12 protein-coding genes are annotated in these 12,747 nt (G+C 39.3%); 3 read left to right on the forward strand and 9 right to left on the reverse strand.

The annotated features are described in order from the left end of the window. Positions 1 to 208: 208 nt before the first annotated feature. The 5 genes from psaA to DSY56_RS03830 form a co-directional block, all read right to left on the reverse strand. Positions 209 to 1,138 carry a metal ABC transporter substrate-binding lipoprotein/adhesin PsaA gene (gene psaA / locus DSY56_RS03810; RefSeq protein ID WP_000733071.1) on the reverse strand — a complete coding sequence of 310 codons (930 nt, stop codon included), beginning with the start codon at positions 1,136 to 1,138 and terminating at the stop codon, positions 209 to 211. Positions 1,139 to 1,172: 34 nt separating this feature from the next. Then, positions 1,173 to 2,021 (reverse strand): metal ABC transporter permease, encoded by an 849-nt coding sequence (locus DSY56_RS03815; protein ID WP_000559786.1) that lies wholly within the window; start codon positions 2,019 to 2,021, stop codon positions 1,173 to 1,175. Beyond that, positions 2,018 to 2,740, reverse strand: a complete 723-nt coding sequence (locus DSY56_RS03820; RefSeq protein WP_000619146.1) for a metal ABC transporter ATP-binding protein — start codon at positions 2,738 to 2,740, stop codon at positions 2,018 to 2,020. The genes DSY56_RS03815 and DSY56_RS03820 overlap by 4 nt, the downstream gene beginning before the upstream one ends. Before the next feature lie 459 nt (positions 2,741 to 3,199). Next, positions 3,200 to 4,393: an MFS transporter gene (locus DSY56_RS03825; RefSeq protein ID WP_112443923.1), complete on the reverse strand. Its 1,194-nt coding sequence runs from the start codon at positions 4,391 to 4,393 to the stop codon at positions 3,200 to 3,202. After that, entirely contained in the window at positions 4,386 to 5,501 is a 1,116-nt protein-coding gene (locus DSY56_RS03830; protein ID WP_112443925.1) for a HesA/MoeB/ThiF family protein, read from the reverse strand. The genes DSY56_RS03825 and DSY56_RS03830 overlap by 8 nt, the downstream gene beginning before the upstream one ends. A gap of 370 nt (positions 5,502 to 5,871) precedes the next feature. On the opposite strand from DSY56_RS03830, the gene pepO reads away from it, so the two are divergent. Continuing rightward, the gene (gene pepO / locus DSY56_RS03835) at positions 5,872 to 7,764 is read left to right on the forward strand and encodes an endopeptidase PepO (protein ID WP_112443927.1); all 1,893 of its coding nucleotides are present in this window, start codon (positions 5,872 to 5,874) and stop codon (positions 7,762 to 7,764) included. 127 nt (positions 7,765 to 7,891) lie between these two features. Here the strand turns inward: pepO and DSY56_RS03840 are convergent, their stop codons facing one another. The 3 genes from DSY56_RS03840 to DSY56_RS03850 form a co-directional block, all read right to left on the reverse strand. Next, positions 7,892 to 8,521: an MBL fold metallo-hydrolase gene (locus tag DSY56_RS03840; RefSeq protein WP_112443929.1), complete on the reverse strand. Its 630-nt coding sequence runs from the start codon at positions 8,519 to 8,521 to the stop codon at positions 7,892 to 7,894. Positions 8,522 to 8,644: 123 nt separating this feature from the next. Continuing rightward, entirely contained in the window at positions 8,645 to 8,872 is a 228-nt protein-coding gene (locus tag DSY56_RS03845) for a hypothetical protein (protein ID WP_306416189.1), read from the reverse strand. 85 nt (positions 8,873 to 8,957) lie between these two features. Further along, complete coding sequence (locus tag DSY56_RS03850; protein ID WP_016397434.1) at positions 8,958 to 9,272, reverse strand: hypothetical protein; 315 nt, start codon at positions 9,270 to 9,272, stop codon at positions 8,958 to 8,960. A 279-nt stretch (positions 9,273 to 9,551) separates the two neighbouring features. On the opposite strand from DSY56_RS03850, the gene DSY56_RS03855 reads away from it, so the two are divergent. Together DSY56_RS03855 and dtd are read left to right on the forward strand one after the other, a co-directional pair. Further along, entirely contained in the window at positions 9,552 to 11,774 is a 2,223-nt protein-coding gene (locus DSY56_RS03855; RefSeq protein WP_016397433.1) for a RelA/SpoT family protein, read from the forward strand. A 29-nt stretch (positions 11,775 to 11,803) separates the two neighbouring features. After that, positions 11,804 to 12,247 (forward strand): D-aminoacyl-tRNA deacylase, encoded by a 444-nt coding sequence (gene dtd / locus DSY56_RS03860; RefSeq protein WP_016397432.1) that lies wholly within the window; start codon positions 11,804 to 11,806, stop codon positions 12,245 to 12,247. A gap of 38 nt (positions 12,248 to 12,285) precedes the next feature. Here the strand turns inward: dtd and DSY56_RS03865 are convergent, their stop codons facing one another. Continuing rightward, entirely contained in the window at positions 12,286 to 12,699 is a 414-nt protein-coding gene (locus tag DSY56_RS03865) for a hypothetical protein (protein WP_078465556.1), read from the reverse strand. Between the last annotated feature and the right edge of the window lie 48 nt (positions 12,700 to 12,747).

Here is a 12,747-nt window from a genome sequence, read left to right on the forward strand (position 1 = left end):
GATACTCCAATCTTTTTTCTTCCATTTTAGCTGAAACGGTCGAAATTATCCAATGATTTGATCGGAAATATGGACATAGAAAAAAAACGCCAGTTCATGTGAGAATGACGTTTTTCAGAGGTTTATACTCAATGAAAATCAAAGAGCAAACTAGGAAGCTAGCCACAGGTTGCTCAAAACAGTGTTTTGAAGAGATTTTTGAAGAGTATTATTTTGCCAATCCTTCAGCAATTTTATCAAGGTTGTATTTCATCATGCTGTAGTAGCTGTCGCCTTCTTTACCTTCTTCTGCGATAGAGTCAGTAAAGATTTGTGCGTAGATTGGGATGTTTGTGTCTTGAGAAACAGTTTTCATTGGACGGTCATCCACACTAGATTCTACAAAGAGTGATGGAACTTTTGTTTGGCGAAGTTTTTCAACCAAGGTCTTGATTTGTTCAGGTGTTCCTTCTTCTTCAGTATTGATTTCCCAAATGTAAGCACTTGGGACACCATAGGCTTTAGAGAAGTATTTGAATGCTCCTTCGCTGGTTACAATGAGTTTCTTTTCAGCAGGGATGTTATTAAATTTATCCTTACTTTCTTTATCAAGTTTGTCTAACTTATCAGTATATTCTTTGAGATTTTTTTCATAGAATTCCTTGTTGTTAGGGTCTTTGGCGCTCAATTGTTTAGCGATATTTTTAGCAAAGATAATCCCATTTTCAAGGTTGAGCCAAGCGTGTGGGTCTTCTTTACCTTTTTCATTTTTTCCTTCAAGGTAGATAACTTCAACCCCTTCGCTGACTGCAAAGTAGTCTTTGTTTTCAGTTTTCTTGGCATTTTCTACCAATTTGGTAAACCAGGCATTGCCACCTGTTTCAAGGTTGATACCGTTATAGAAAATGAGGTCTGCCTCAGAAGTTTTCTTAACATCTTCAGGAAGTGGTTCGTATTCGTGTGGGTCTTGCCCAATCGGAACGATACTATGAAGATCAATTTTGTCACCAGCAATATTTTTAGTAATATCAGCGATGATTGAGTTTGTAGCAACAACTTTTAGTTTTTGACCAGAAGCTGCATCTTTTTTTCCGCTAGCACATGCTACAAGAGCAATGACGGAAAGAAAGAGAACGAGTAATGTACCTAATTTTTTCATTAGATCCTCCAATTTATTATTGGGGCTTTGCCCCTTATTTTAACAAATGTTTATTTTTTAGTTTCAAATATCGTTGTTTTGGAGCGATAAAGAAGCTAATGAGAAAGAAACTAGCAGCTGTGAGCACGATACTAGAACCTGCCGCAACATTAAAACTATAACCGATAAAGAGTCCCAAAACTGAAGCAGTAGCTCCAAAGGTTGAGGAAAGGAAAATCATGCTTTTCAGGCTATTAGCATACAGATAAGCAGTTGCGGCTGGGGTAATCAGCATGGCTACAATCAGGATAGTTCCGACACTTTGCATGGCTGTCACAGACACGAGAGTCAGGAGTACCATGAGAAGGTAGTGATAGAAATTGACAGGCATTCCCATGGCTTTGGCCAAGAGTTCATCAAAGGAAGTTATCAAGAGTTGCTTGAAGAAAATCCAGATCAACAAGAGAATGGCTGCCCCCACACCCATAGTAATAAACATATCCGTATCTTGGACAGCTAGGATATTACCAAAAAGGATATGGAAAAGGTCAGTTGAACTTTTAGCGACACTAATCAAGATGATACCGAGGGCTAAGAAAGAAGAAAAGGTAATGCCGATGGCGGTATCGCTTTTGATAATCGAGTTTCCCTTGATGTAGGTAATGATGATGGCAGCTAGCAATCCAAAGACAATGGCTCCGATAAAGAAGTCAAGGCCCAAGATGAAGGAGAGGGCTACACCTGGTAAGACAGCATGTGAAATGGCATCTCCCATGAGTGACATCCCGCGTAGGATGATGAAACATCCTACAGCTCCAGCTACGACCCCGACGACAATAGCTGTTATCAAGGCATTTTGTAAGAAATGGAATTTTTGCAATCCATCGATAAATTCTGCAATCATAGGTCACCTCCATTGAAAAAGAGTCGATTACCGTAAGCTTCTTTGAGATTGGCTTCGGTAAAGGTTTCTTTGGTTGGACCAAAGGCAATCACTTCTCGATTGACAAGCAAGACTTGATCGAAGTAGTGGGGAACCTTGCTGAGGTCGTGGTGGACGATGAGAACCGTCTTCCCAGCTTTTTTCAGATCTCTCAGCGTATTCATGATGATTTCCTCACTGACAGAGTCAATCCCAACAAAGGGTTCATCCAAGAGAATATAGTCGGCTTCCTGTACCAAACATCTGGCAATCAAGACCCGCTGGAATTGACCTCCAGACAGTTGACTGATTTGCCGTTCAGCATAGTCAGCTAGACCGACGATTTCAAGGGCTTCTTGCACTTTCTTCCAATGTTTAGCCTTTAAACTGCGAAAGAGAGGGATAGAAGGAAAGAGTCCTAGCGAGACGCATTCCTTGACCTTGATGGGAAAGTTGTAGTCGATATTGATTTTTTGTTCGACATAGGCAATTCGGTGTAAGGATTTTTTAACTTCCTTGTCATCGAGAAATGCCTGACCTTGATGTGGGATAATTCCCAGCATACCTTTTAATAGTGTTGATTTCCCAGCGCCGTTTGGACCAATGATGCCGGTAATTGTTGGTCCATGGAGCACTAGTGAAATATCCTTAAGTGCCAACGTTTCTTTGTAGGAGACACTGAGGTTTTCGATACGTATCATAAACTTGTATTCCTCCTGTCTCTTAATATACATTAAAAAAAAAATTAAGTCAAGTTAATTTTTGAAAAAATTAAAATAATAACTGAAAAATCTTTACCAAAATCTTTACACATTACGCAAGGAAATCAATATATAGTGGATTGAATCTGGAATAGTCCACCGAGTTTTTTAAAACATTGTTAGAAATTGGTTTGAATTTCCTAATCAATTTATCCTGTTTTTAGTTTATTTTGATATATATTTAGTAGGAGGTCTAATAAAACGCATAATCTCAAGGTTTATACACTGATATTATGCGTTTTTATGATTTTAAAGATTCTTTAATTAGATTTAGTATCTGTACTTCAAAAAGTATTTTAATCTATCTATGGATAAGCCCTTAGTTTACTCTTTGATTTTTATTGAGTATGAGCGATTCTTTGATGAATTATTTTGAATAAGTATATCACACTTTAAACATCAATAGTTTTTACTTTTGGTTAATGGACTAAAGTAACTAAATCCCCCTGCAAGAAATCTTATAGTACCTGCTAATATTAGAATACTTATGATAGTTAAGTTATGTGAAACAAGTATTCCTCCAAGGTATGCTCCTAAGGGGATAGAAGCAAATGAGATCATTCTAGTAATACTAACAACACGTCCCAACATTTCTTTTTTGACAACTTTTTGTCGTAACGTAAAATATGTAATGGCATTGATATTGCCAAACATATTACTCAAACCTAAAAATACTCCCATATATATATAGTTTGTGTTAATTGATAGCAACATAGTAGATAGACCAGCTAGCATTGTACTGATGGAGAGGATTTTTCCATATCTAAACTTTTTAATTAATTCAGGGGCAAGAATAGCACCTAATATAGCTCCTACACCAGCTATTGAGAGTATTAATCCATAGTGAAAGGAGGTATAGCCTAGAACATCTGTAATATAGTAAACTAAGTTGGCCTGAAATATATGAATGGCAAAGTTTGTTCCAAAAAAAAGAATAGCTCCACTTAGGATGATTTTATCATTTTTTACATAGTGCAAACCAATAGATATTGTTTTAGAAAGACTCTCTTTTTTAGAGATATTTACTAGTATATTTTCTGGAGTTTTTATGAAGAGAATTAATACGCTGGCAATTAAAAAGGTAAGAGCATTGACCCATAAAACTTTAGCTGGATTAATAAGTAATAGAACAGATCCACTAATCATAGGACCAATAAGATTTAATGTATTGTCAATAAGTTGGATTCCTGAATTGGCTTTTGATAGCTGATTGTCTGTCACAATCTGTGGTAACAAGCTTTGAAATGCTGGGTGGACTAATGGCTCTGTAGAAGAGAGCAGGAAGGTTAAAATATAAATTAAGAGTAAGAGTATATTATCATTTTTAAAAGATATTATTAGCAAACTTAGAATGATTAATGAGATTAAATGACATATTGAGATGATATATACTTTTTTGAATTTATCTGCTAATATACCTCCTACTAGAGAAAATAAAATCCATGGTAAAAATGAAATACCGTAGAGAGTAGCCATATGAAATGGAGATCCTGTTTTCTCAAATACTAGCAAAGGTAGAGCTAATTTTCTTAGCCAATCACCAAAGTTGGATACAAGAAATGTTAGCCACAATATTTTGTAATTTCTATTCAATAATATTACCTCCACGACAGGTTATACAATTGGGATCTATATGCCAATGCTCGGCTATTTTTGTAGTCATTGTATTCATATCTATGGATTTTAATTGGCCTACAGTAGTTAATTCACCGATACCAGTGATATATTTTGTAACTTCTGAACAAATGATACCAGTTGCTACAGATACTAGAGGAGCTATGGCAGTATTGTCACCAACTAAGTTTAAACGAGTTCTTTCTTCAAGGATTAGGTGAGAAATAGGGTGTTCTTTTTGGATAGTATTTCTCCAACAATCAATGCATCCAGATATTTTGGGAATAATAGTATATTGCAAGGCTCGTTGTGCTTCTAAACCTGCACAAAATAAAGGAATATTCAGCTTTACTATAGCTTCATTTACCCATCTTGCTAGTTTGACTTTAGGTCTATCCGCAACTAGTATTAAGCAATCAAATCCACGGAATGATTCAACAACATCTTCAGATGAATTGATTTTCTTTTCCTCAACAGTAAATTTTATTTGAGGATTAAATTCATAGATGCGTTGTTTTGCTATACTTGCTTTACTTTTTCCTATATCATCAAAGTTATATAAAATTTGTCTATTTAAATTAGATATATCAACGACATCAAACTCAACAGCTTTTATTTCTCCTATACCTAAGCCAGCTAAGTCATATATAATGTGAGAGCCTAATCCGCCTAATCCAATAATTCCAATTTTTGAATCAATTAATTTTTTTTGAGAAATATATTTATTTTCACTTAAAGTTGCGTAAGATGAAAAAAAGTTGATGTTTCTGTGATAACGTTCTAATTCATACTTGGATAATATTTTAGAACCAGTAAGATTTAAATCCTCGATAAATCGTTCTTTACTGATTTCATCAATAGCTTCCATTACATCAGATGGTGATAGTTCACTGTAGGTTTCTGAAACTTCTCTTATGATTTTTTCGACGGTATTAATTCCATCCATTTTTTTGAGCATGTATTCAATAGCTCCGCTAGGGTCTTCATATTCTGTAATTTCTCCAAACCCACCTATATAGACCGATCCGTCTTTATATACTACTGGGTAAGCCTTTTTTAGTTTTGGACGAGCTTTTAGTAGATCCATTATATCTCCTTATATCAATTAAAAGAAAAGGTAACTAGAGAAAGTCTAGTTACCAGCCTCGGTGAAGAAAGTATTACTATCCTTCTACTGCGATTCCTGCAATACTTGCAGAATGAACACGTTTTTGCTTAAGCATAAAATCTACCTCCTAATATTTAAATTTCAAGTAGCAAAGCTACGAGATAGATAAAATTTTATCATTTTATATATTTTTTGTCAATTCATTTTTCAGACAATTAATTTTTTTGTGAATTTTTAAAAAATTAAAATAATAACTGAAAAATGATGGCAAGAGAAAGTTCATTTTTAATTGCATTCCCAGTTAATTTTTGTTAAGCTAAAAACAAGTACAAATGAAAGCGAGAACACGATGACACGTTATCAAGATGATTTTTATGATGCAATCAATGGAGAATGGCAACAGACAGCTGAAATCCCAGCAGATAAGTCTCAAACGGGAGGTTTTGTTGATTTAGACCAGGAAATTGAAGATCTGATGCTGGCGACAACAGACAAGTGGTTGGCAGGAGAAGAGGTGCCTGAGGATGCTATCTTGGCAAACTTTGTCAAATACCACCGCCTAGTTCGTGATTTTGACAAGAGAGAAGCTGACGGTATCACACCTGTCTTACCACTCCTTAAAGAATTCCAAGCATTAGAGACTTTTGCAGATTTCACGGCTAAACTAGCAGAGTTTGAGCTTGCAGGAAAACCGAACTTCCTTCCTTTTGGTGTATCGCCAGACTTTATGGATGCCAGAATCAACGTTTTATGGGCTAGCGCTCCAAGCACGATCCTGCCAGATACGACCTACTATGCAGAAGACCATCCTCAGCGAGAAGAGCTCTTGACTCTTTGGAAAGAAACTAGCGCAAATCTTCTCAAGGCTTATGATTTCTCTGATGCAGAAATTGAAGACTTGCTAGAGAAAAGACTAGAATTGGACCGTCGCGTTGCAGCAGTGGTGCTTTCTAATGAAGAAAGTTCAGAATATGCTAAACTCTACCATCCATATTCTTATGAAGATTTCAAGAAATTTGCGCCTGCCTTACCCCTGGAAGACTTCTTCCAAGCTGTTCTTGGACAAGTACCAGATAAGGTTATCGTAGACGAGGAACGTTTTTGGCAAGCAGCAGATCAATTCTATAGTGAAGAAGCTTGGCCTCTCCTCAAGGCAACCTTAATTTTAAGTGTTGTTAATCTTTCAACCAGCTATTTAACAGAAGAAATCCGTGTCTTGTCAGGTGCTTACAGCCGTGCGCTTTCAGGAGTTCCAGAAGCCAAAGACAAGATCAAGGCAGCCTACCAGCTAGCACAAGGCCCATTCAAACAAGCCTTGGGTCTCTGGTATGCCCATGAAAAATTCTCCCCAGAAGCTAAGGCGGATGTGGAGAAAAAAGTGGCAACTATGATTGATGTCTATAAGGAACGCTTGGCTAAGAATGACTGGCTGACTCCTGAAACTCGTGACAAGGCCATCGTCAAACTCAATGTCATCAAGCCTTATATCGGTTACCCAGAAGAAATGCCAGCACGCTACAAAGACAAGGTAGTGGATGAGACTGCTAGTCTTTTTGACAATGCTCTAGCCTTTGCGCGTGTGGAAATCAAGCACAGTTGGAGCAAGTGGAACCAACCTGTTGACTACAAGGAATGGGGCATGCCTGCTCATATGGTCAATGCTTATTACAATCCACAGAAGAACTTAATTGTCTTCCCAGCAGCTATTTTACAGGCACCTTTCTATGACTTGCATCAGTCATCTTCTGCTAATTACGGTGGGATTGGTGCAGTTATTGCCCATGAAATTTCTCACGCCTTTGATACCAACGGAGCTTCCTTCGATGAAAATGGTAGCCTCAAGGATTGGTGGACAGAGAGCGACTATGCTGCCTTTAAGGAGAAAACACAAAAAGTCATTGACCAATTTGATGGACAGGATTCTTATGGAGCAACCATCAACGGTAAATTGACTGTATCAGAAAACGTGGCTGACTTGGGAGGAATCGCTGCAGCGCTTGAAGCAGCTAAGAGAGAACCAGACTTCTCAGCAGAAGAGTTCTTCTACAACTTCGGTCGCATCTGGCGCATGAAAGGTCGTCCAGAATTTATGAAACTTTTGGCTAGCGTTGATGTGCACGCACCAGCTAAACTCCGTGTCAATGTACAAGTACCAAACTTCGATGATTTCTTTACAACCTATGATGTCAAAGAAGGAGACGGTATGTGGCGTTCGCCAGAAGAGCGCGTGATTATTTGGTAATGCAAAAAATCTAGTCATCAGAAAAAAGGCATTCAATCAGGTGTGAAAACCTTGTTTGGATGCCTTTTATAGTGGAAAAACTGCTGGATAGTGTACTTAAAATGCGATAGACATTGTCACCATCTTGCTAGAAAAAGGGATTGAAGGTCTTTTCATGAGCGATGGTTGTAGCTGGACCATGCCCTGGATAGACATCGTAGTTTGGTAGGGTGAAGAGTTGGGTCTGGATACTATGAAGGAGTTGCTCTGTACTACCAGTCGGAAGATCCGTCCGTCCGATTGTTTCACGGAACAGAGCATCACCTGTCAAGACCAAATGAGCTTGCGGAAAGACGATAGAAACACCACCGATAGAATGCCCTGGTGTTGGCAAGACAGTGAAACGAAATTCCTCTAGTTGGTATTCTTCGTGAAAGATAAAAGTGTGCTCTGCAGGTTTTGCGACCACATCTGCCATATCATCGTGGCGAGGTAGCCCAGAGAGATTATCGACAGGAGTATAGAGCCAGCTGGCTTCGCTCTCTGCGACATAGACAGGAGGATTGCCAAAAGTTTCGCGAACCAAGTCCAGACTCATGATATGGTCATAATGGGCGTGGGTCAAGAGAATGGCACAGATCGGTTTGTTGATCTTCTCTATTGTCTGACGAATGGCTTCCCAATGACTACCAGGATCTACCACGATGAGGTGTTTTTCACCTTCTAGGTAATAGGTATTTTCATAGGCAACAGGATTCACAGTTTTATGGATTTTCATATTAGCTCCAATCTCAAAGAATGTACTAAATTAAGTATAGCACAGTTGGGGAGAATAGGTAAGGATTTAGAATGAACTTAAAAACCAGCATGACTGGATGAAGACAGGCTGGTTATCAATTTATCAATATTTGAGAGGTGTCAATTGCCCTTCATAGGTTGCATAAACTCCGTCATTAGCTTGTTTGATAGATGTGATGTTTAGAGTGCCACCGTAGTTGGCTTCTCGTTTATCGCTATATTCACTATAAGTTATCCTATTGGGCAGGTTCTGGTCGTTAGTATAGTATTGAACGACTGTTTTTTTATAGCCTTGCTGGCTGAATAGAAACAGGCAGCTAACTCCTAACACTAGGAGAGCAAAGATAGAAATAGCAGTTTTTTTCATAGGTGTTCTCCTTATAAACTAAAGGATAAAAGAAAGTATCTTGAGGATTTTAATTCCAAAATCCAGTCAAGGTACCAGTGTATGTGACACGAGTTCCACCGTTTGATCTTCGTACACTGTCTATTTCAAGTGTTCCTTTGAAGGTTGAATGGAAACTATCATTATATTCTGAATAGTAGATAGTTGGTGGGATGTAACCATCATCGTTATAGTATTTTGTTACTGTTTTACTATAACGATGAGAATATATACGCTCATAACGAGGACCTTCAAAGTTATTTGTTGTACTAGTTTCAGCAGCAGTGATTGGAACGGTAATAGATAGAGCAGTAGCTCCTAATAGTGTTAGTACAGTTTTTTTCATAGAATACTCCTTTGTAAAACGACGTCATTCAACTATATTGACTTGAATGAAAAGGTGATAAGGATAGGGAGTTAAATTATATTTAGGTTACAATATGGTTTCCGTTCTTCTATCTCTCCTTCTATCACCTAAATAGAAAATCTAACTGTACAATGTATTATAAAAAAATATTTCAGAATTGTCAAGCAATTCTGAAATATTTTTTTCCTATTCTGTTCCAATCTAGTTTTCATATTCTTAAAAAAGTGATAAAATGGTAGGAAGAATTGGAGAGTAGAGATGCCAAAAGAAGTGAATTTAACAGGCGAAGAAGTTGTCGCTTTAACCAAAGAATATTTAACAGAAGAGGATGTCCACTTTGTCCATAAGGCCTTGGTCTATGCGGTGGAATGCCACAGTGGTCAGTATCGCAAATCAGGCGAGCCTTATATCATTCACCCTATCCAAGTGGCAGGTATTTTAGCCAAACTCAAGCTAGATGCTGTAACGGTAGCTTGTGGTTTCTTGCACGATGTGGTGGAGGATACAGATGCGACCTTGGACGATTTGGAAAGAGAGTTTGGTCCTGATGTGCGGGTAATCGTAGATGGGGTTACCAAGCTTGGTAAGGTCGAGTACAAATCAATCGAGGAGCAATTAGCGGAAAATCATCGTAAGATGCTCATGGCCATGTCTGAGGACATCCGTGTTATCTTGGTTAAACTGTCTGACCGTTTGCACAATATGCGGACCCTAAAGCACCTTCGAAAAGACAAGCAGGAGCGCATTTCCAAAGAAACCATGGAAATCTATGCCCCACTTGCCCACCGTCTGGGGATTTCCAGTGTCAAATGGGAATTGGAAGACCTGTCTTTCCGTTATCTCAATCCAACGGAGTTTTACAAGATTACCCATATGATGAAGGAAAAGCGCAGGGAGCGTGAAGCCTTGGTGGATGAGGTGGTCACAAAATTAGAGGAATATACGACAGATCGTCACCTAAAAGGGAAGATTTACGGTCGTCCCAAGCATATTTACTCGATTTTCCGCAAAATGCAGGACAAGAGAAAACGGTTTGAGGAAATCTATGACCTGATTGCCATTCGTTGTATTTTAGACACCCAAAGTGATGTTTACGCCATGTTGGGTTATGTGCATGAGCTTTGGAAACCCATGCCTGGTCGTTTCAAAGACTATATTGCTAACCGCAAGGCCAATGGTTACCAGTCTATCCATACGACAGTTTATGGGCCAAAAGGGCCCATTGAGTTCCAGATTCGAACTAAAGCCATGCACGAGGTTGCTGAGTACGGGGTTGCGGCTCACTGGGCTTATAAGAAAGGCGTTAAGGGGCAGGTTAACAGCAAGGAATCGGCTATTGGGATGAACTGGATCAAGGAGATGATGGAGCTTCAAGATCAAGCTGATGATGCCAAGGAATTTGTGGACTCTGTTAAGGAAAACTATCTGGCTGAGGAGATTTACGTCTTTACACCAGATGGAGCTGTCCGTTCTCTTCCCAAAGATTCAGGACCGATTGACTTTGCCTACGAAATTCATACCAAAGTCGGTGAAAAAGCGACGGGTGCCAAGGTCAATGGCCGTATGGTTCCACTGACAACCAAGCTCAAGACAGGGGATCAGGTTGAAATTGTCACCAACCCTAACTCCTTTGGACCGAGCCGTGATTGGCTCAATATGGTCAAGACCAGCAAGGCTCGTAACAAGATTCGTCAGTTCTTTAAAAATCAAGATAAGGAATTGTCTGTCAACAAGGGTCGTGAAATGCTGATGGCTCAGTTCCAAGAAAATGGCTATGTGGCCAATAAATTCATGGACAAGCGCCACATGGACCAAGTTCTACAAAAGACTAGCTACAAGACAGAAGAATCCCTCTTTGCGGCCATCGGTTTTGGAGAAATCGGTGCTATTACCGTCTTTAACCGTCTGACTGAAAAGGAACGCCGTGAAGAAGAGCGTGCCAAGGCTAAGGCGGAAGCAGAAGAACTTGTCAAAGGTGGCGAGATCAAGGTTGAAAACAAAGAAACCCTCAAGGTCAAGCATGAGGGTGGTGTGGTCATTGAAGGAGCCTCTGGTCTCCTAGTGCGGATTGCCAAGTGTTGTAATCCTGTTCCGGGTGACGATATTGTTGGCTACATTACCAAGGGGCGTGGTGTGGCTATTCACCGTGTGGACTGTATGAACCTGCGTGCCCAAGAAAACTATGAGCAACGTCTCCTTGATGTGGAATGGGAAGACCAGTACTCTAGCTCAAATAAGGAGTATATGGCCCATATCGATATTTACGGCCTCAACCGTACAGGATTATTGAACGATGTACTGCAAGTTCTTTCAAACACAACCAAGAATATTTCAACGGTCAACGCCCAACCAACCAAGGATATGAAATTTGCTAATATCCATGTGTCCTTCGGCATTGCCAACCTCTCTACACTGACTACTGTCGTAGATAAGATTAAGAGTGTGCCAGAAGTCTATTCTGTCAAACGGACTAACGGTTAATTGCCCTAGCTCTTACTAGAAAGGCTATTATGAAAATCATTATCCAACGGGTTACAAAAGCCCAAGTAAGTATCGAAGGTCAGGTGCAGGGGAAAATCAACCAAGGCCTCTTATTGCTGGTTGGTGTTGGACCAGAGGACCAAGAGGAAGATTTGGACTATGCTGTGAGAAAGCTTGTCAATATGCGGATTTTTTCAGACGCAGAAGGCAAGATGAACCTGTCTGTCAAAGATATTGAAGGAGAACTCCTTTCTATTTCTCAGTTTACCCTCTTTGCGGATACTAAGAAAGGCAATCGTCCAGCCTTTACAGGTGCAGCCAAGCCTGATATGGCATCAGACTTCTATGACGCTTTCAATCAAAAATTAGCGCAAGAAGTACCCGTTCAGACAGGTATCTTTGGAGCGGATATGCAAGTTGAGCTGGTCAATGACGGACCAGTTACCATTATCCTAGATACTAAAAATAGATAAGAAAGACCAAGCCCAGTCGGCTTGGTTTTTCTCATCTATCATAAAATACTCCAAAATGAAATCGTTTCTTGATAGGCTTTTGGGAAGTCTCTTTTCAGTCTTTGGCTTATGCGATAGGAAGAGATGAGATGTCCTAGGATTAGGAGAGTTCCCTGAAGGAGAAGTGGCACACCACTCAAACATATCAAGGAGAGAATCATCAGGCTATCCCATAGAAGGATTTGTAAGGCAAAATGCCAGAATTTTGGTCTAATCTGGGAATAGAGGTGACTAAAGTGGTCACAAAGCTGGTTTGAAAGATAGGCCAATAGCACAGGGTGAAAGAAAATGAGCCAACCACTATAAATTAAAATCCAATCCCAAGTGAGCCCCTCTTTAAATGTCAAAAATGCCAGCATAATTCCATCGATGGCAAGGAGCTCAATGGTTTTGATGAAGATGATTTTTTTCATGCTAAAACCTCCTTTTTTCATCTGTTAGTGACGTAATATTGAATATAA

This window comes from Streptococcus sp. 596553, assembly GCF_900411395.1.
In the GTDB taxonomy this organism is placed as follows: Bacteria; Bacillota; Bacilli; order Lactobacillales; family Streptococcaceae; genus Streptococcus; species Streptococcus mitis_BA.